Origin of the sequence: Psychrobacter fozii (assembly GCF_003217155.1) — a bacterium.
Lineage (GTDB): Bacteria > Pseudomonadota > Gammaproteobacteria > Pseudomonadales > Moraxellaceae > Psychrobacter > Psychrobacter fozii.
This window is the reverse complement of sequence record NZ_QJSU01000002.1, coordinates 236,945-258,137: the sequence shown is the minus strand read 5'-3', so window position 1 is coordinate 258,137 and position 21,193 is coordinate 236,945. Positions and strand designations below refer to the sequence as shown.

General features: G+C 41.8%; 17 protein-coding genes and 1 pseudogene. 11 read left to right on the top strand and 7 right to left on the bottom strand.

The features are described 5' to 3' along the window. Positions 1-261, top strand: a pseudogene (gene fis, locus DFP82_RS03850) (DNA-binding transcriptional regulator Fis); the annotation flags it as partial. Positions 262-414: 153 nt separating this feature from the next. Continuing rightward, positions 415-1,995: a bifunctional phosphoribosylaminoimidazolecarboxamide formyltransferase/IMP cyclohydrolase gene (gene purH / locus DFP82_RS03845; protein ID WP_110922420.1), complete on the top strand. Its 1,581-nt coding sequence runs from the start codon at positions 415-417 to the stop codon at positions 1,993-1,995. 223 nt (positions 1,996-2,218) lie between these two features. On the opposite strand, the gene DFP82_RS03840 is transcribed toward purH, so the two are convergent. Next, on the bottom strand, positions 2,219-4,093 hold the full coding sequence (locus DFP82_RS03840; protein ID WP_110922419.1) for a SurA N-terminal domain-containing protein: 1,875 nt from the start codon (positions 4,091-4,093) through the stop codon (positions 2,219-2,221). A 384-nt stretch (positions 4,094-4,477) separates the two neighbouring features. After that, the gene (locus tag DFP82_RS03835) at positions 4,478-4,750 is read right to left on the bottom strand and encodes an HU family DNA-binding protein (protein WP_045445077.1); all 273 of its coding nucleotides are present in this window, start codon (positions 4,748-4,750) and stop codon (positions 4,478-4,480) included. 518 nt (positions 4,751-5,268) lie between these two features. Here DFP82_RS03835 and DFP82_RS03830 point away from each other — a divergent pair. The 8 genes from DFP82_RS03830 (at position 5,269) to fdx (ending at position 12,599) form a co-directional block, all read left to right on the top strand. Further along, entirely contained in the window at positions 5,269-5,913 is a 645-nt protein-coding gene (locus DFP82_RS03830; RefSeq protein ID WP_110922418.1) for a hypothetical protein, read from the top strand. Between the two features lie 519 nt (positions 5,914-6,432). Then, complete coding sequence (locus tag DFP82_RS03825; protein WP_110922417.1) at positions 6,433-6,942, top strand: Rrf2 family transcriptional regulator; 510 nt, start codon at positions 6,433-6,435, stop codon at positions 6,940-6,942. Then, positions 6,939-8,165, top strand: a complete 1,227-nt coding sequence (locus tag DFP82_RS03820) for an IscS subfamily cysteine desulfurase (RefSeq protein WP_110922416.1) — start codon at positions 6,939-6,941, stop codon at positions 8,163-8,165. Before DFP82_RS03825 ends, DFP82_RS03820 begins: the two co-directional genes overlap by 4 nt. Positions 8,166-8,314: 149 nt before the next feature. Then, positions 8,315-8,725, top strand: coding sequence for a Fe-S cluster assembly scaffold IscU (gene iscU / locus DFP82_RS03815; RefSeq protein WP_110922415.1), 411 nt, complete (start codon positions 8,315-8,317; stop codon positions 8,723-8,725). Between the two features lie 224 nt (positions 8,726-8,949). Further along, positions 8,950-9,270: an iron-sulfur cluster assembly protein IscA gene (gene iscA, locus DFP82_RS03810; protein WP_110922414.1), complete on the top strand. Its 321-nt coding sequence runs from the start codon at positions 8,950-8,952 to the stop codon at positions 9,268-9,270. A gap of 129 nt (positions 9,271-9,399) precedes the next feature. Continuing rightward, entirely contained in the window at positions 9,400-9,981 is a 582-nt protein-coding gene (gene hscB, locus DFP82_RS03805; protein WP_110922413.1) for a Fe-S protein assembly co-chaperone HscB, read from the top strand. Positions 9,982-10,309: 328 nt separating this feature from the next. Further along, positions 10,310-12,190 (top strand): Fe-S protein assembly chaperone HscA, encoded by a 1,881-nt coding sequence (hscA, locus tag DFP82_RS03800; RefSeq protein ID WP_110922412.1) that lies wholly within the window; start codon positions 10,310-10,312, stop codon positions 12,188-12,190. 70 nt (positions 12,191-12,260) lie between these two features. Further along, positions 12,261-12,599: an ISC system 2Fe-2S type ferredoxin gene (fdx, locus tag DFP82_RS03795; protein WP_110922411.1), complete on the top strand. Its 339-nt coding sequence runs from the start codon at positions 12,261-12,263 to the stop codon at positions 12,597-12,599. 106 nt (positions 12,600-12,705) lie between these two features. On the opposite strand, the gene DFP82_RS03790 is transcribed toward fdx, so the two are convergent. The 5 genes from DFP82_RS03790 to DFP82_RS03770 all read right to left on the bottom strand — a co-directional run bounded on the left by DFP82_RS03790 (position 12,706) and on the right by DFP82_RS03770 (position 20,398). Then, positions 12,706-13,956 carry an adenylate/guanylate cyclase domain-containing protein gene (locus DFP82_RS03790; protein ID WP_245905633.1) on the bottom strand — a complete coding sequence of 417 codons (1,251 nt, stop codon included), beginning with the start codon at positions 13,954-13,956 and terminating at the stop codon, positions 12,706-12,708. 506 nt (positions 13,957-14,462) lie between these two features. Continuing rightward, positions 14,463-14,897, bottom strand: a complete 435-nt coding sequence (locus DFP82_RS03785; RefSeq protein ID WP_110922409.1) for an HIT domain-containing protein — start codon at positions 14,895-14,897, stop codon at positions 14,463-14,465. 223 nt (positions 14,898-15,120) lie between these two features. Further along, complete coding sequence (gene mfd, locus DFP82_RS03780) at positions 15,121-18,822, bottom strand: transcription-repair coupling factor (protein WP_110922408.1); 3,702 nt, start codon at positions 18,820-18,822, stop codon at positions 15,121-15,123. Between the two features lie 218 nt (positions 18,823-19,040). After that, the gene (rraA, locus tag DFP82_RS03775) at positions 19,041-19,574 is read right to left on the bottom strand and encodes a ribonuclease E activity regulator RraA (RefSeq protein ID WP_110922407.1); all 534 of its coding nucleotides are present in this window, start codon (positions 19,572-19,574) and stop codon (positions 19,041-19,043) included. A gap of 122 nt (positions 19,575-19,696) precedes the next feature. Further along, on the bottom strand, positions 19,697-20,398 hold the full coding sequence (locus DFP82_RS03770) for an NAD-dependent epimerase/dehydratase family protein (RefSeq protein ID WP_110922406.1): 702 nt from the start codon (positions 20,396-20,398) through the stop codon (positions 19,697-19,699). A gap of 503 nt (positions 20,399-20,901) precedes the next feature. Here DFP82_RS03770 and rpsT point away from each other — a divergent pair. After that, positions 20,902-21,168 (top strand): 30S ribosomal protein S20, encoded by a 267-nt coding sequence (gene rpsT / locus DFP82_RS03765; protein WP_110922405.1) that lies wholly within the window; start codon positions 20,902-20,904, stop codon positions 21,166-21,168. Positions 21,169-21,193 lie beyond the last annotated feature (25 nt).

The window sequence follows — 21,193 nt, the reverse complement described above, 5'->3', positions numbered from 1 at the left end:
AATGCGTCAGTAGACAGCTATGCGAGTAATACGCATGAGCCGCTACGAGTACATGTTGAGCGTGTGGTACGACAGTATTTTGCGATGCTAGGCGATGAGACACCCACCGACTTATACGAGCTCATCCTAAAACAAATAGAAGAACCGCTCTTATCTGTCGTCCTTGAAAAAACTCGGGGCAATCAAACCAAATGTGCGCAAATCCTAGGTCTAAACCGTGGCACTTTACGCAAAAAACTCAAAACTTATGACTTAATGTAGCCCTTGCTCTATGAGCGCACTTATCTTTAACAACCATCATTATGCATGGCAATTGAATATTCATGACATTATCCATTGTGATACTGTTTGCAATAATTGTCTTCATCACCTTGCCAGACGTTTACGTCAGGCTTTTTTTATGGAAGTTTTTTTATGAGTACTACCCCACTTGCATTGTTATCGGTCTCCGATAAATCTAATATCGTTGAATTTGCTCAAGGCCTTATTAAAGCGGGCTTTGGCTTACTTTCTACTGGCGGTACTTATCGGTTACTCACAGAAAATAACGTTGATGTGACAGAGGTATCAGACTATACCGGTTTCCCTGAAATGATGGACGGCCGTGTCAAAACACTACACCCTAAAATTCATGGTGGTATCTTGGGACGCCGTGGTAAAGACGATGCTGTCATGAGTGAGCACGCGATTGACCGTATTGATTTGGTGGTGGTGAATTTATATCCGTTTGCTGAAACCATTGCTCGTGCTGATGTCACGATGAACGATGCTATCGAAAACATCGATATCGGCGGCCCTACCATGGTTCGTTCAGCTGCCAAAAATCATGCCCATGTGGGTATCGTGACTGATCCGGCTGATTATGACCGCATCCTTACCGCTTTAGGTGATGGTACCGCATTGACAACGGCTCTACGCTACGACTTGGCAGTGAAGGCTTTTGAACATACGGCACAGTACGACGGGATGATTGCCAACTTCTTAGGCAGCCGTGTGAACGAAAACCAAGAAGCAGAAAACTTCTCACGTACATTCAATGTACAGCTTGAAAAAGTCCAAGACCTACGCTACGGTGAAAACCCACATCAAAACGCTGCTTTCTATATCGAAAATCAGCCACTAAAGAGCCAACAAGCTTCTATAGCAACGGCTAAGCAGCTACAAGGTAAGGCACTGTCTTATAACAACATCGCTGACACTGATGCCGCCCTTGAGTGTGTCAAAGCCTTTAGTACGCCTGCCTGCGTTATCGTCAAGCATGCAAACCCTTGTGGCGTCGCAGTTGATAATGACCAAGTAGCGGCTTATAACACAGCCTTTAGCACTGATCCTGAATCTTCTTTCGGTGGTATCATTGCCTTTAACCGCCCATTGACGCTTGCAGCAGCAAAAGCCATTATCGACAACCAATTTGTAGAAGTGATTATTGCACCTAGTATCGAAGACGGTGTGCTTGAAGCAACTGCTGCTAAGAAAAACGTACGTGTATTGGTATGCGGCGAGCTACCAGCACCAGATCAACGCGATATCCAGCTAGACTATAAACGCGTTAATGGTGGTCTATTGGTACAAGAGCAAGATCTTGGTTTGATTACCGCCAATGATCTAAAAATCGTTACTGATGTACAACCAACTGAAGCACAGATTGCAGATCTACTGTTCAGCTGGAACGTAGCAAAATACGTCAAATCTAATGCCATCGTCTATGCCAAAGGGCAACGCACTATCGGTGTTGGCGCAGGTCAGATGAGCCGCGTTAACTCAGCTCGTATCGCTGCCATCAAAGCAGAGCACGCTGGACTAGCGACTGAAGGCGCTGTTATGGCGTCAGACGCGTTCTTCCCGTTCCGTGATGGTATCGATAACGCTGCTGCAGTAGGCATCTCTGCTATTATCCAGCCAGGTGGCTCTATGCGTGATGACGAAACTATCGCTGCAGCCAATGAGCATGGCATTGCAATGGTCTTTACTGGTATGCGCCATTTCCGCCATTAAACTGTCTGGTATCACTTTGAAAACTGGCATTAATAGCCGTACTAAATTGCATACTGCTGTTAATGCTACATTCTTATGATTATGATAAAAACAATAGCCATTAAAAAAGCCACTATAGATAGTGGCTTTTTTATACGTCAAATTTAATAAGGGTATTTAGAAAAGTGCGATTTAACAAGTTTGTTATATTTCACTTAATATTCTTATTTCAACACTGTTATCTCTAACGCCCTTGCGCATTTGACATATTGGCTTCATTAATCTCAACTTTATACACCAAACGTAGATAATCTAAATAGTCTTGTAGCTGATCTTGACCTAAGTTATCACGAATAATACTAGCCGTTTGCGCTCTTTGCGCATCAGATAATGGAGACTGTGGTTCTGTCTTGATACGATCACCAACCAACAGAGTAGCACCCGTTTCTGTTTCGCTCGCAACAGCAACCACCCCATTATTAGCCGCTTGCTGACTGAAAGCCAATCCACGCTCTTTTTCTGTCAATAGTGTCGTTTGACGGTTCACTGCACCCAATGACTGAAGGCTGACTGACTGCTTACTAATATCAGCTGACGTTTTAATACCAGCGATCAACGATTTGGCTTCTTTCAATGCCAATGCTGTGGCTTTTTGCTGACGTAGTATCTGGGTAATTCTTGGCGTAGCGGCAGATAAAGCAAGCGTTTTGGTAGGACGATAATTGCTTGGCTGTACCCATACAGTACCGTTACCCACTTCGATACCAGCAGTCACTGCTTGATCTTGAATGGTAAACTCATCAAATGCTTGTTTGATCACCGCAGGTTGTGACAGTACTGATTTATTGTTCTCTTTGCGGTAATCTTTGAGACGCTTCAATGTCACGTTCTCTTGTTGAGCAATGTCTTCAATGCTAAAGCCGTCTGCTGCCATATCATTGATCGCTGTTACTTTATCAGCATACATTTCCTGACGCTTATACTCTGTCGCCTTGGCGGTTAAGTCATCACGCATGCTCTCCAAAGTCGGTATTTTACTACCATTGTCTTCGGTCACCGTAAATATTTGATAGCCAAAGCTGGTCTTGATAGGTGCTGTGATGTCACCCACACTCAACCCCTCTAATGCTTTTTCAACTGCTGTCGCGTCATTGCCGAATACAGAAGGGTTAAAGCGACCGATACTACCACCCGTCTCTCCTGATGGATCATCTGACTCCGATTTAGCCAATGCTACAAATGAGGCCCCTTTGTCTAAACGCGCTTTAACCGTATCTGCTCGCGCCTTAGCATTATCACCTGTCAATAGAATCTGACTAACTTGACGCTCATCGACGATGGCTTGCTCTTGCTTATAAGCTTCATATTGCTGCTGTAGATCTTCTTTTGTAACGTCTGTCACCTGAATGGTTTGAGGGCTGAGTTGCAGATAAGCCAAATCTACCATTGCCGCACTTTTTAGCGTTTCTTTATTGGCATCATAGTAGGCTTGTATGTCATTTTTACTCAATTTCACCTGATCGGTGTAGTCTTGCCAATTAAAGCGATGCAACCAGACGTTGCGCGACTCAAGTTGCAAATCAATCAATTGACTGACCGCTTGCATTGGATACACTGCCGTACCAACGATACTAGCATTAAGCTGATCCAAGCTTAACTGATTGCGAAATTCAGCAAACAACTGATTCTTTGTCATACCGCGCTGACGCAAAAAGTTTGCAAATTGATCGTTAGAAAAATTGCCATCAGCATCCTGAAATACTGCTTCTTGACGCAACAAACGATTAATTGTGTCATCAGAAACCGTCATACCAAGCTTGCCTGCTTGCTGCTCTAGTAGCGTACGATCAATAAGACCTTTTAGGACTTGCTCGTGTAGCACATCCTCATTTAATAGACTGGCATCCTCAACTTGTTCTAATATTTCAGTACGACGGCTATTGACAGCAGACTGGTATTCGGTCAGCCCTACGCTTGCGTCACCTACCTGAGCGACTTGGTTGGGATCGACTCCACCGCCAAAGTAACTTTCGACACCCAATAGAGCGAGCGGCGATAGGCATAAAATCAATAAAATGCGACCTGGCCAGCTTTTTAAGAAATCGCGCAATTTATCCATAGTTATCTCTGCTGTATTAACCTATATTGATGAAAAACCATTGTAATATTAATATGAATATCAATGCTATCTAAGCAGGCAATGGTAAAAGTAAGCGCGCGTGCATTTTATATAGAAGGACAAGACTGACTAAAGCAGCCTAGTTTCAACAACGCATCTATCGCGCGCCCTATGATACGTGATTTTTGGTGTAGACTCAAAATATTCACGTTGTATGATACAAACTATAGCAATAAAAAAAGCACCCAAATATTAGGTGCTTTTTTATAATTTAGAGTATGGCGTTGAACCATGCTATAAATCATCTACTACTTTACTATTGGTAAACGTTATGTTTATTCGTATATTACGTCATGACACAGCGCTTACTGATAATAGTATGGCTTAGTTCAAGCGCTCTTTTAAGTTTTTACCAGCTTTGAAGCTAGGTACTTTGCTTGCAGGGATGCTAAGCTCTTCACCAGTCTTAGGGTTACGGCCAGTACGCGCTTTACGATCTTTTACGCTGAAAGTACCAAAACCAACTAATGAGATGCTATCGCCAGCTTCTAGCGCTTCACCAACACTTTCCATAACAGCATTCAATGCATCACCAGCTTGGGTTTTGTTTAGACCACTTTTGTCTGCGATGCTATCAATTAATTCTGACTTATTCATAAAATTTCCTTCAAGTTTAAGGGGGATAATAAACGCTCACGCCAAGCATTGTAACGCTCTCATAGCATTTAAGCAATAAAAACTGCCTGCCTGACGTATTAACAGGTCTCGCTTTGTTATCGTCTTTATATCAAGGCAGCATAAGGAGCGCAAGCGATTTTACATATTTTTGTTCACTACACTACGTATTTGACACTCAATGTTACGCAAAGTATCTGCAACGGTTCTATCAAGGCACAAGGTTCAACTAATGTGACCTTATCTTAAAGATACACCTATATGTTATCTTATCGTTTAGCGCTGGTCAGGTCACATTAATGCACCATCAGTCACAAACACTCGTGTCTTTATTGCCTAACAAATTGTAAAGTAATAATTGACCCACTGACAGAAACTAGCGTTACTTTTTATTATAAAGGCGTTACTATAAGCAAAATATTACTGCACATTTTGCGTCGATTTTGACCCTTGATTGTCTTTTGCCTATAATTTGCCAAATAAAAAAACGGATTATTTACATGAAGCGTTCTACGTTGTCTCACTCTTTTTCTAATATCATTCTGGTGTTCATCGAGTCGGCGCTGACATTACTGTTACGTTTAGATCCTGAACTGCGTAGAGCTGCTTATCCACTTGCCAAGCAAGACACTGTTGTGGCATTGCGTTTGTACTTGCCGCATGTTGAAATTTTTGCCACTTTTAGTACCAAAGGCGTATTGTTAGATGCTCAGCTACCTATCGACCGTAGCGAACCTGATGTCATCATCAATGCCTACAGCCTTCAGGTTATCAATGCCATCACCACTCACGACAGCGAAACGACTGAAAAGTTACAAATGCGCGGTGAGTCTGTGCAAGTACAATTGGTCAAGCAATTCATCATGCAACTCGGTTTGGGTAGCTTGATTCAAGGCTTGATCAAAAAGATAAAAGGTGGCAAAGGTAAGTCTAAGCCAACTGAAGCTGACCTAGCAGAAAAAAAGGAAAACTATAAGTTACGTATTAAAGAACAACAAACTCAGATAAACACCCTTACTATCAAAAATCGTGAGCTTGAAACCACCGTAAAAGAATTACAGAGCAAGCAAAAGATGCTTGTTATTGTGACGATCGCTGCTCTTGCCATTATGATTGGTACTATCATTGCGTTATTAATGAATTAATCTTAACGGCATATCATAATTTAGAACGATGGCTTAATAAAAAGCGGCTGATATCCATTACAGGATATCAGCCGCTTTTTGCTTCTTAACTACCTCGATACTCAATCATTTCAATAATTAGTCACTTCAATACTTAGTCCATTCAACATAGTACGCACACAAACTTACAATCTTCTGTTTCTCAGCACGTTCAAAATCTCTAAGCATAATCTCTATAGTCACCACCACTAAACGGTTTTATGACCGCTTCTAAATACCATTGTTTTTATCAATCATAGTAATAAGCTAGATTAACCATTCAACCACACTTTAATCTTGACTAAATTACTCGGGATTAAGTATAATTGGTCCAATCGTTGCACACATCGGGTCAATCATCTGTTGTTTAATAACGATAAGACACAACTTAGCTGCCCTATGATTTATATCCGTGACTTGTATATTTATACGAATTATCGCAAATATCATCTCGCTAAGATCGTTGTTAACTAAAATGACATAACAGTTTGGAGATAACACATGCGTTTGACTACTCGAGGCAGGTATGCCGTTACTGCGTTACTAGATTTGGCACTACAAACCAGCCAACAAGAAAGTGCGGTATCCTTATCTGATATAGCCAAACGGCAATCAATCTCTATCTCTTATCTTGAGCAATTATTTTCCAAACTTCGCAAACGTGGGCTCGTTACTAGTATTCGCGGTGCAGCCGGTGGTTATCATTTGGCTAAACCATTGGATCAGATAGATGTGATGAGCATCATATCTGCCGTCGATGAGTCTGTGAATGCGATGCAGTGTGAAGGACGTGGTGATTGCCAAGGTGGTACAATGTGTTTAACCCATGATTTATGGTGTGCACTGTCAAATCATATCGAACAGTACTTGAATAATATAACATTAGCACAATTATTAGACATGGAAAACGTGCAGTCAGTTTCCGAACGTCAGCATAGCTCTACTAAAGAGATTTCCATAAAAGACATCAATACTATTACTCTATCGAACAGCGAGGCAAACCCAGCATGAGCCAACATAACAACCTTATATACTTAGATTATGCCGCCACTACCCCAGTTGCTAAATCAGTAGCTGCTAAGATGAGCGAGTATCTGACGGTAGATGGCGTCTTTGGCAACCCAGCCTCGCGCTCACACGGTTACGGCTGGCAAGCAGAAGAAGCAGTAGAGACAGCGCGTCAACAAGTGGCTGAAGTTATTAACGCTGATCCACGCGAAATCGTCTTTACCTCTGGTGCTACTGAGTCTGACAACCTAGCTATTAAAGGTGCTGCACATTTTTACCAGTCTCGTGGTAAGCACATTATTACCAGTAAAATTGAACACAAAGCGGTACTAGATACCTGCCGTGAGCTTGAGCAAGAAGGGTTTGAGATCACTTATCTTGAGCCACAACCAAGCACTGGGCTAATCTTGCCAGAACAAGTTAAAGAAGCGCTACGTGAGGATACAATCCTAGTATCACTTATGATGGTTAACAATGAGCTTGGTACGCTTACTGATGTAACAGCGATTGGTGAAATCACTCGCGAAGCTGGTGTGGTCTTCCATGTGGATGGCGCGCAATCAGTGGGTAAAGTATTGATCGACCTTGCAGAAATGAAAATCGACTTGATGAGCTTCTCAGGTCATAAAGCCTACGGTCCTAAAGGTATCGGTGCTTTGTTTGTTAGCCGCAAACCACGTATTCGTCTAAAAGCTGAGCAACATGGCGGTGGTCATGAGCGTGGCATGCGTTCAGGTACTTTGCCTACGCATCAAATCGTTGGCCTTGGCGCAGCATTTGCTCTAGCCAATGACAGCTACAAAGAAGACAATGCCCATGCAGCGAAACTACGCCAAAAGCTGTGGGATGGTCTACAAGATATTGAAGAGATTTACTTAAACGGCGACTTAGAGCATAGCGTTCCTAACATTGTGAACATCAGCTTTAACTTCGTTGAAGGTGAGTCACTCATGATGTCGCTTAAAGACTTGGCTGTCTCATCAGGCTCGGCCTGTACATCAGCGACGCTTGAGCCATCATATGTATTACGTGCTATTGGCCGTCCAGATGAATTGGCACATAGCTCTATCCGCTTTAGCTTTGGTCGTTATACGACTGAAGAAGATATCAACACCGTTATCAAGCAAATGCATGAAGCCGTTGACAAATTACGTGCCCTATCACCACTTTGGGATATGTACCAAGATGGCGTTGATTTAGATTCAGTCGAATGGGCTGAGCACTAAAATTACCAAAAACGAAGATATGGCTATCGAACATAGCCATTAACCGATTGATCAGACAATTACGATTAAGTGTTTGACCCCAATTATCAATGAGTAGCAGCGTTCAAATCAATCAGCTACTACTCATTATCTAACTAGGAGAAAACCCCATGGCCTATAGCGACCAAGTTATTGATCATTACGAAAACCCACGCAACGTTGGCAACCTTGATAAAAACGCCAAAAATGTTGGTACCGGTATGGTCGGTGCTCCAGCATGTGGTGATGTGATGCGTCTACAAATCCAAGTCGATGATAACGGTATTATCGAAGATGCACGCTTTAAAACTTATGGCTGCGGTTCAGCTATTGCTTCAAGCTCACTTGTTACTGAGTGGCTAAAAGGCAAGAGCCTAGACCAAGCTGGCGAAATCAAGAACAGTCACATTGCTGAAGAATTGGCATTACCACCAGTAAAAGTGCATTGCTCTGTACTTGCAGAAGATGCTATTAAAGCCGCTATTAGCGACTATAAAGGTAAGCATGGCGTAGCAGCAGCAACTGAAGAAGCTGTTATCTAAGGCTAAACCTACTAGCCTAGCACTGTGTGGTATTAGCAGCGCTATAGTAGCAACACGTTAAACAGCTGCTGATGCTAAAAAGGTGACAATGACACTTATGTAATTGTCACCTTTTATTTTCTAAGAGCCGCTAGCATATTATCTTGGCAATCTCGTAATTTCAGTTGCCAGTCTATACAGATTTTTTTATTGATATTTATAATTAATAGTCAATGGGAGTTGGCATGATTGAAATGACAGAACGCGCCGCTCAGCATGTTCGAGACTTTTTGGACAATCGCGGCAAAGGTGAAGGCATTCGAGTTGGTATCCGCACAGCGGGATGCTCAGGTCTAGCTTATGTTTTAGAGTTTGTAGATACACCTGACGAAAATGACACACGTTATGAAAGCCGAGACGTTAGCATCTTTATCGATCCTAAAAGCTTGGTATATTTAGATGGTTTGTTGATGGACTATGAAAAAGAAGGTCTTAACGAAGGCTTTAAGTTCAGTAACCCTAATCAAAAAGGCGAATGTGGTTGCGGTGAGTCATTTACGGTTTAATGACCTAAACCTTCCAACATTTACGCTCGAAAAACATTAAACAGTCTACGCTACAATCCGGATTATAGACTCAGTAATAGAGTATCAACAGACAGACATTTCAAACAAATAAAAAGCAAGGCGTATGATATGACAGACATCACACCAGAAGCACAGTTTGATAACTTCTTTGCTTTATTTGAGCAACCAGTACAATTTGAAGTCAATCAAGACAGTCTCGATCAACATCTACGTCTGCTACAAAAACGTTATCACCCTGATAACGTTGCTAAAAACCAGGCTGACATTGCTCAAGCACAACTACAGTCTGAAAAATATTCAGCACTGATCAATCAAGCTTATCAAACGCTTAGCTCGCCTGATAGTCGTGCTAGTTATCTATTAGATATAGCAGATCAAGCTCAAAATCTAGAGCACTCAATCGCAGACTTAGACTTCTTAGAAGATGCGATGGAAATGCGAATGGATTTGGATGACGCTATTGAAGGCAAAGATCTTCCATCCTTGCAGCAGTTACATCCTCAAATCACAGAGCGTCTCGCAAAACAATCTGAGCGCTTTAGCCATGCTTATGACAGCCAAGATTGGCAAACGGCGATTGATGCGACACAAAAATTGAAGTTTTTGGTCAAGTTAAATGCAGATGTCACGACTGGTCTTGATGACGTTGCAGCTGCGGCGCATTCAGATGACGATGATTTATACGTTTAGATAGCTGTGAACAATTTATTTTATCCAAAGACTAGGTTTTAGATATTTAGTTAAAAAATATTTGGTTAAAATAGTACCGACTATACCGTATAATCATTTATCCCAAAATTTATTGGCCGTTGTACGACTCTATTTGTATGGTAGAGAACATAGTCGAGACAGTCTAGAATTGATACAAGGCAACCGAACATATATAGCAGTATTAGTTAACACGCCAGGTTAGCGCCGTATTACTTGATAAATACTTTGACTATAATTGTCAGGCTGTCGTAATGCCTATGCTGCACTTACCCCATTTCACTTATTCATTTTATCTTTGAGTTATTTTATGTCTTTAATGCAAATTGCCGAACCCAATCAAAGTGCCCAACCTCACCAGCATCGTTTTGGTTTAGGAATCGATCTTGGCACCACACGCTCGTTGGTCGCTGTGGTACGTTCAGGCAAGGCGCAAGTATTAGAAGCAAATACCAGCACTGATACCTTGTTACCGTCTGTTGTTTATTACCCAAGCACTGGCAAGCCATTGGTTGGTTATGATGCCCTAGCCCACTTAGCGGATGATCCAAAAAATACGATCGTCTCGGCTAAGCGCTTTATGGGTCGTAGCCAAGCGGATATCAAATTTTCTCACCCTTATGAGCTGTCTGGCAATAAAGATGACATGCCAGCTTTTGTCACTGCTCAGGGTGAAGTCTCTCCTGTTGAGGTTTCTGCCCGTATACTAGCGGCGCTTGAGCAACGTGCAGCAAGCGCACTGCCTGAAGATAGTATCGAAGGTGCTGTCATTACCGTACCTGCTTATTTTGATGAAGCACAGCGTCAAGCGACCAAAGATGCGGCTCAAGCGGCTGGTATCAAGGTACTGCGTTTACTGAACGAGCCAACTGCTGCTGCTGTCGCTTATGGTCTTGATCAAGCCACAGAAGCTAGCGAAAAAGAAAGCTACTATTTAATTTACGATTTGGGTGGTGGTACGTTTGATGTCTCTATCTTAAAGCTGACTGACGGCGTCTTTGAAGTACTAGCCACTGGTGGTAACAGTGCACTAGGTGGTGACGATATCGATCGACTAATCACCAATTGGCTCATCAAACAATTGGCTATCGATCCAAAAGATGTCAGTCTTCATGACAAGTCAATACTTGCGCAACAAGCTAAAGCTTATAAGCAAGCACTGACTGATAGTGAACAAGTCGATATCGACATTGTCGTCAATACTCAGTCTTATCAAGGTGTATTGAGCCGTACAGATATCCTGACGATCGTAGAACCTGTTAGCCGCCGTACCTTAAGTGTCTGTGAACAAGTACTGCGTGATGCCAAACTCTCCAGTACTGATTTGGACGAAGTTATCTTGGTTGGCGGTTCAACCCGTATGCCTGCTATTCAGCAAGTCGTGACTGAGTTCTTTGCCAAACAACCGCTGTGCCGCCTCAACCCAGATGAAGTAGTCGCTCTAGGCGCGGCGCAGACAGCGCATCAACTGGTCAACGGTGATAGTGACAATAACCTACTATTGCTAGATGTGACGCCGCTATCACTTGGTCTTGAGACTATGGGTGGCCTAGTCGAAGTGCTCATACCACGCAATACCCCTATCCCTGTCAAAAAACGTCAAGTATTTACAACTTATCAAGATGGTCAGACAGGCATGGTAATCCATGTTGTACAGGGTGAACGTGAAACTGTCGATAACTGCCGCTCACTTGGACGCTTTGAATTGTATGGCATTCCTTCTATGAAGGCTGGGTTTGCCCGTATTGAGGTTACCTTTAGTATTGATGCCAATGGTCAGCTAACGGTCAGCGCACAAGAAACCACAACCAAAACAGAAAGTAAGATTGAAATTGTGCCTTCTTATGGGTTGTCAGACGAACAAAAAGAGCAGTTACTGATTGCAGGATTTAAGCATGCAGAAGAAGACAAAAATGCCCGCTCTTTAATTGAAACCAAAGTAGAGGCTGAGCGTGAAATATTAGCACTACAATCGGCACTTAATGAATTTGCAGCTTTGCTATCTGCTGAAGAGCAGCAATCACTGGCTGATCAAATACAACTAATGCAAGAAGTACTGAGCACTAATGACTTAGCACTTATTGAAGCACAACAATCACAACTCAAGCCCCATAGTGATGCTTTTGCTGCCCGTATCATGAATCAGAGCGTCAAAACCAGTATGGCTGGTACGAGCGCCCAAGATTGGTAGCATATTTGCTGAATAGCATCTCCATTATATTTTTATTTCTTTAAATTGATTAGCATCGGAAAGACGATTTATGCCAAAGATTACTGTATTACCCCACCACGAGATTTGTCCTGAAGGCGCTGAAGTCGAGCTAGAGGCCGGTAGTAACTTATGCAAAGCACTAGTAGAGAAAGGCATTAAAATTGAGCACGCTTGTGAGATGTCAAAAGCCTGCACAACTTGCCATGTAGTCGTACGCAAAGGCTTTAATGGTCTGGAAGAGATGGATGATATCGAAGCTGACTTGCTAGATCGTGCCTGGGGGTTAGAGCCTGATTCACGTCTATCCTGCCAAGTGATAGTTGAGGACGAAGACTTAACCATCGAAGTGCCTAAATATACCCTAAATCATGCCAAAGAAAATCATTAAGCACTGATAAAAAGCTCTTTTTTATTTTCATATAAAAAGCCAACGATCATAATGATCGTTGGCTTTTTTACGTATATATTCAAAGACTATTATTTGTCAATGCAGCTTACTTATTACCTATATCATTGCGTTTATTTTCTGCATTAATATCATTTTCATTTTTTTCGTTTTCTTGCTCAATACGTCCAAGCGCAAAATTTAACCGAGCTTTAACATCCTGATAGTCGTTATGATTCATGTCCTTGAAGTTTAAATGCAAATTAAATCCAGGTAATGTGTAATCGACCCATTTTGATAGATTGGCTTTATTGATATCAGGATCAAAGACTCGCCATGCTTGTACTTTCTTATCAAATCCTTTTAGATGAAATGCACCAGCATGCTGACACTCATAATTATGACAGACATAGTCATAAGTACTTTCACTGATCAGTATCTCATCTTTACCAGCGCTAGACTCTAGTCTCGCGGCCAAATTGGCTTCTTTACCAATCAATGTATAGCTAAGACGATTGTTACTACCGAAATTGCCCACATGGCAATAACCTGTTGTAATACCAATACGTATGTATAGCCCCTCAAAGCCCATAAGGCGCCATTTCTGTCTCAAGGTACGCATTTCACGCCGCATGTCTATTGCCATCTCAAGACAGCTCAAAGCGTCCTGACGCGTACCCTGACTGTTTGGCTCACCGAAAAAGCATATCATGCCATCGCCAACAAACTTATCAAGCACTGCACCATGTTTGTTAGCAATTAACGTCATGCTATGCATATAGGTATTCAAAATATCAGCCAAATTATCCGCACTAAGGCTATCAGACAACTCAGTAAAACCAATAATATCTGAGAACATAATAGTCAGCTTGGCACGTTTATTAGAGACGTTCACTGGGATATCTGCTCTTACGATTGGCTCCCAAACTTGCAATGGGACAAAACGTGTTAGTTTATTAATAACAGAGACTGCACTATTCAATCGCCCAACCGCATGATGAGAGTGAGCTTCATAACGGACATACTTCCTATAAAAACACGTAAATCGACATAAAACAACGATCATACTGGCTAATAATATAAGAGGTGTTATCCAATCATCATAACCTTCTAGCTTGGGAATATTTAAAATAATACTGACATAATAAAAAATAATAACCGTTATTACAGATACAATGATCAATTTTATACGATTTTCAGGGCTACTAACAATAATTCTAAGGCCTATTAATGCCGCTAGACTAAGCGAAATAATCATATGCAGCTCTATCGACCCAATCACCATAGACAGTAAAATAATGACAATATTAGATGTCCAAAAGCTGGCTTGGCGACGATAATTATAAATTAAAATTAGCATACTTGGCAGGCCAACAATGACAAGGAGCGCCATTGCAGTGGGTCTAAAGTCAAAATGTAAAGCGAGGAGTATAACGGTGAGTATTAATACGAAAACTTCTGGGTAATCGACCTTATCGTATACTTCCTCTTTTGTCAGAAGCTCTGGTCTCAATCTGTCTAAAGTAGTCATATGAGCATTCGCTTAAACAAAATAGGCTGTAGGAGAAACCAAGAGGCATGAGTATAAGTGTATTACCTATTTTTATGACTAATTGGACATAAGTACGGTCTGATACTACATTATACTTCTTAAAGGTTATAAATCCCATGCCACTCATAACCAAAAGAACACCACTTATCATTTATTTTGTCTTAATATCCAATTAAATTAAAATAACGATCTTTATTAGTTAAGTTAAAAAACAAAAAATCCAGATAATAAATATCTGGATTTTTTTTAACTGCTGCAAAATAGACTTTAAATAACTTAGTATATTTTTATTAATGTAATTATCGCTTAAGACTTTATTTCATTTGCCAATCAAAAGGCATTTGATGATGTCCACGTAACGCCATCATCAGAGTCTGCTGCATTTGTGCCAATACTTCTTTGGTATAAGGAACAGCTGGAACACCCCATACTGGGTTTGGCCACTGCATGTCGTTTTGATAGCGTACGATATGATGAAAGTGCAACTGTGGTACTTGATTACCCAATGCCGCTACATTCATTTTATCTGCTTGGAAAGTCTTGGCCAGTTGGCTTGATAACCAGCTCGACTCACGTAAAAACTGTACTTGGTCTGTTTCGGATAACTCATATAACTCTTTGATACCTGATACACGTGGCACCAATATCAACCAAGGAAACTGGCAATCATTGATTAAACGGCAAGTCGATAGCGGAAAGTCACCCACTAAAAAGCTATCGGCAGCAAGTTTATGATGAAGTTGGAACATAATGACGGTTCTCTTGTTATGGATCTCAAATAAAAGAAATCAAAAGTATAGAAAGCTAAAATATGAGTAAATAAAATATGGTCTCATTATTTTATCAGTTATCTATCCGATAAAATAGCGCCATGACTCATTGCCTTGGCGTTTTATCTTTAAACTATCTGCGTGAACGATCTAGGCAATATCATAATTCATCTGCATAGCAAATAGCCATTATAGAATGAAGCTAAGCAGGCTCTGATACCATATGCTCGCTAAAATAGCGCAACAGCTCTTGAATGACCGTAACACGCTGTTGAGGCGTCTCGAGTTTATCAGCATTTTGGTAACGGATGCCAGACGCGCCATTCATACGATAGCGCTGACCATCTGTTTGAATCAGTTTAATAATCGCTAAAGCATCGACAGGTGTGTCAGGTGCAAACTCTAGCGTCATACTACTACCATTGGCATCGATTTTGTTAATCTTCAATGGTTCTGCTTGTAAACGTAACCCATGAATGGCAAAGAGCTGCTTAGTTTGATCCGGCAATATACCAAAACGGTCAATCATTTCAGTCCGAATATCCGTTAGCGCTTCTTTATCATCGGCATTACTAATGCGTTTATAAAACAATAGGCGCTGATGCACATCATGCAAGTACTCTTCTGGTATCAATGCTGAGCTATGTAGATTTATTTCACTGGTCAGTGACAGCGGTGTACTTAAATCAGGCTGTTTACCCGCTTTAATCGCTTTCGTTGCACGTTCTAGCATATCCATATATAAGCTAAAGCCAATTACCTGCATATTACCACTTTGCTGCTTACCCAGTATCTCACCTGCTCCGCGAATCTCTAAATCTTCACTGGCCAGCATAAAACCTGCGCCCAGTGTGTTGGCACGTTCAATAGCATGCAATCGACGTTTCGCATCACCTTTAAGACCTTTGATGGATGGTACAAGCAAATAACAGTACGCCTGATGATGGCTACGACCAACGCGACCACGTAGCTGATGCAATTGGGCTAAACCAAATTTATCAGCGCGCTCAATGATAATAGTATTGGCATTAGGCACATCAATGCCCGTTTCGATAATAGTCGAGCATACTAGCACATTGAATTTTTTGTGATAGTACTGCTGCATCACTTGTTCAAGCTGACGCTCCTGCATCTGTCCATGAGCCACGCCTACACGCGCCTCTGGAACCAGCTCGCGTATGGTCTCTGCCATGCGCTCAATGCTAGCCACATCATTATGCAGCAGATACACCTGACCACCGCGCAATAGTTCACGCAAAATGGCTTCTTTCATGAGTGCTTCTGTCTTTTGCATGACAAAAGTTTTAATCGCCAAGCGTCTCGCAGGTGGGGTAGCAATGATTGACATATCACGCATACCTGAGAGCGCCATATTGAGCGTTCTAGGGATAGGCGTCGCTGTCATAGACATACTGTCTACATCAGTCTGAATGGCCTTAATACGCTCTTTATGACGCACACCAAAGCGATGCTCTTCATCGACGATCATCAAGCCTAGATTAGAGAATTTAACATCCGGTTGTAACAGCTTATGCGTACCAATAACGATATCGACCTTGCCAGCGGCCAAGTCTGCCAATACCGTGTCTTGATGCTTTTTGCCACCGAAGCGCGATAGCGTTTCGATACGTACTGGCCAATCAGCAAATCGATCACGGAAGTTGTCTTCATGTTGACCTGCCAACAACGTTGTAGGTACTAGCACCGCCACTTGGTAGCCTGCGCTAACGGCAATAAAAGCCGCACGCATGGCGACCTCTGTTTTCCCAAAACCAACATCCCCGCAGATAAGACGATCCATCGGCTGATTTTGCTTCATGTCTTCCATCACTGCATGGATGGCATTGGCTTGGTCAGGCGTTTCTTCAAACGCAAACTGACTGGCAAACAAATCATATTGTGACGAGTCTATTTTAAAATGAATACCTACTTTAGCTTCGCGTCTTGCCTGCATATTTAGTAGCTCAGCAGCGACGTCATGAATTTGTTCCAACGCTTTTTGTTTAGCCTTATCCCACTTACCACTACCGATTTTGTGCAGTGGCGCAAGTGCTGGATCACCGCCGCTATAGCGATTAATCATTTGTAAATTGGCAACTGGGACGTAAATACTGGCGTCACCATCATATTTTAGGTGAATAAACTCTTGCTCACCATCACCTACGTCTAACGTAATCAGGCCGTTATAACGCCCGACACCATGCTCAATATGGACAACAGGGCTACCTTGAGTTATTTCGGTAACGCTCTTAACCAAAAACTCCTCTGACACACCGCTCTGACGGCGACGGCGCGTTTGCAGTACTTGTCGACCAAATAATTGCGTCTCACTAATCAGCACCAAACGCTCTGGAACATAAACACCGCGCTCAATAGGCGCAACGGTTAGACCGACCTTTGGTAGTTTGCTATAACCAATCCCACTCGTTTTATCGGCTACTAGGAACGCTTCAAAACTGTCATAGGCTTTGATATCGACTTTGCCTTTAAACAACTCGATGAGAATCTCACGACGACCGGCTGTTTCAGCAACGATTAATACAGGTGTGGACGTTTTTTCTTGTATTTCTAAGAACGCTAAGAGCTCAGCGAGAGGTTCGGATTTTTGATGATTTACCGCTAGCTGCGGTGGTGACTGGGCACTTAGTCTTACCAACCCCTGTGGTTTGTTTGATGCAGGCTCTAATGATGAACTCTCATTATCCACATCAGCGACATCTGTCATCAATGCTAGCTCATCGCGCGCGCTTAGAATAACGCGTGGATAATCGTTGAGATGCTCATTAAGCTTATTAGACAAGAGATACAGTAGCTCAGGGGCGACGATAGGCTTATCAATATCATGACGGCGCTCTTCATAGCGGCGCTGAATTTGTGACCAGTAATCTGCCTGTTTTTCGTTAATCAATTCATCAGTGATAAATAACGCATTACTTGGCAAGTAGGCGAATAAACTACTCTCTGCTTCCCAGTCTTTTAAATCAAAAAACAATGGCTGATAATATTCAAGCCCACTGCTGGCAATACCTGCCATCACGTCTTTGTGTAGTTCAAACTTACGGCTACTCGTATTAGGAAATATCGCAGCAAAGTTTGTACGGAAGGTCTCACGCCCTTCATCAAGTGGAAATTCTTTTGCTGGTAGGATTTGAAACTGCTGAATAGGTTTTGAGATATCTGGCAGTTTATGTAGTAGCGACAACGACTCTTTATCCATACTACTGTCATTACCACTCATCATTGATTTGAGATCATCAACAGTCAGAGTGCGCTGAGTCTGTGGATTAAAGAAGCGAATGGTTTCAATCTCATCGTCGAATAAATCGAGACGCAGCGGAAATGGCTGACCCATCGCAAAAATATCAATAATACTACCACGTACGGCAAACTCACCCGGCTCAAAGACGTTTTCAACAGCGCGGTAGCCTGCTTTTGCTAGTAGTCCGCGTTGAGTGTTGATATCAAACTGGTCACCCACACTCAAATCGAAATGCTGCCCAATTAGCCAACTTGGTGGTGCTACTCGGTGCATCAGCGCCTGTACAGAAATCAGCAGGACTCCCGATGTCGGCATATCCGTCAATAGATTGATACGCTCACTCACAATATCTTGATGCGGTGACAGTTCGTCATAAGTTAATGTTTCCCAATCAGGGAACACGTAGGCATCCACGCCACAAAATGCCAGTTCTGTTTCTATTTGATTGAGCTGATTTTGGTCACGAGTCACAACAACCTTGAGACGATCAGCCACATCCCATATCGATCCCTGTACCAAGCTTGCTAACCACAAACTGCTGACAGCACCATGCACAGGTGCTAGCCAGCGCCGCTGAGCATTCTGGATAGGGAATAGCTGCTGGTTAATAGGGTCAAACGCGTCAGTCAAAGCAGTGATAGGCATATAGAATAGGATCAAAGTTAAGAGTCAGATAGCTATTATACGAATATTTCATCAATTACCAAAATTTATGCCGTAACGGTTTGTCACTTAAAATTTTACTAATTATTAAATGATCAATTAAGACCTTAAAAATACTCATTACCACCTAAAATCGTCGTGAAATGAAAAAACCTCAACTTATAAGCTGAGGTTTTGAATTGGTACTCATTTAGTTATTGTTAAACTAATGGTTTATCACTAGCGATAATGCCATTGTTATCTGCATAAACAAACATTCCTGAGTTCAAGGTTAAATCACCAAAGCTGATTTCGATATCCGTTTGTCCTTCGTCGCGACGATTTGATTTACGTGGGATACAACCGAGCGCTTTAACGCCAATATTCATTTGTGCCACGTCATCCACATCACGGACACAACCATAGATAATGACTCCTGCCCAGCCATTCTCAATTGCTGATTCTGCAATCATATCACCCAAAAGAGCGCAGCGCATTGAGCCGCCACCATCAACGACTAACACCTTGCCATGCCCACCTTTGTCTTTACCGTCACTGTTCAATAGTGATTTAACACGGCTATTATCTTCAAAGCACTTCACTGTTACGATTTCACCGCAAAATCTGTCTTTGCCACCAAAGTTATGAAATGACTTGCCTTCAATATTTGGCAAACATACTTGCGACTCAGGATTGGCATCCAATAAATCACAAGTCACAAAATTTTCTCTATTTATCTGCATGGATTCCGGCATAGTGAAGCTCCTTATTTTTGATTATCTAGTCATTACTCTCAATTTTTATCGAATATCTATATAAATACTTAGGCTATTTTAAAATACGGTACTGTAATATATATGTATAAGTCATTAACCGTTTAATTTTTCACTCTTGTCATCGCAAGCATCTGCTTATTTTCAATGATTTCTATTTTTTTCAATGTAGGCTCAGCACGGTACTTGTTACGCTCATAGATGGCGTGCGCACTCATTGCCATTGCACTAGCGACACGCTTAGCAGAAATAGGATGTAGTGGTAATGATTCTGACAAAAGCGGTGATATGAGCTTAAAAGCCTTTTGACCAATGCTCTCAAGAGGACGACCTTTATGTTTGCCTAATAGCAATGAAGGACGTAAAACGACTAGATGCGCAAAATCCAATGATATAATGGATTGCTCGGTTTCCGCTTTGACTCGATTGTATAAAAAACGACTGTCAATATCGGCGTTCATTGAAGACAACAAGAAGAAGTTTTCGACGCCTTTATCTTGACACAACTTAGCAAAATTCACATTGTAGTCATGGTCAACTTTTCGAAAGGCTTCGTCACTACCAGCTTGCTTCTTAGTCGTACCAAGACAACTAAAAGCATCTGTCTTACGATCAACACCAACGCTGGCAAAAACCTCAGTTAAATTATCAAAATCGTTCACTTGATAAAAACGCATGCTCGCATTGATATAGCGTGGCGGACGCCGTGCAATCACAATTAACGTGTCATAAAGCTCACTAAGCTGCTTAACCAGATACTGCCCTACCAGCCCTGTCGCACCAATTACAATTGCTTTTCGCTGCATATCCGATCCATTTATATATAGTGTTGGAAAATTTATTTTTATAAGACAGTCTGTCGTGTGAAAGATCTTAAGTCTAGTATCATACCTAATTTAATACACAACTGATGGTATTCTATAGAATATATTGTAAGAGGTTTTATCAGCTGACGCATCTGTGTAGCCAATCATGTCTCCACTAACAATACTGAAAGATGGCTTAACAACAATCCTAATAGACACTAGAGAAATCAGCCGCCCATGTGATATCATAACTTCTTTTGGCATTAATCATCAAATATATTGTTCTAAGCGCAATAATTTGCTAAGATGTCCGGCTTTACACGTCAACGCTGTTTAATTATTCCAAACAGTTCTGGCGCTTGCGATGCTCTATTCATATTAGATACTTTAATATAAGACATCGACATCATGTTTGGCGAGAGGCTGCTCGTCACCGATGATTGTTTAAACCCTTTATTGCAATCAACATTCATATTTTATCTGTCTTTATCAAGGAGATACGCGTGGCTAATACTGCACAAGCTCGTAAACGCGCCCGTCAAAACACCAAACGTCGTCAGAACTCTGCGTCACAACGCTCTATGGTTCGTACTTACTTAAAACGTGTTGATGCGGCTATCGTAGCTAAAGATTATGACGCGGCTACCGAAGCTTACAAAAAAGCGGTACCAGTTCTTGATCGTATGGCTGACAAAGGTATTATTCATAAGAATAAAGCTGCTCGTCGTAAGAGCCGCCTAAACAAAACAATCAAAGGCCTTCAAGCTTAAGATTGGTCGCGTTTAGACCGCATTA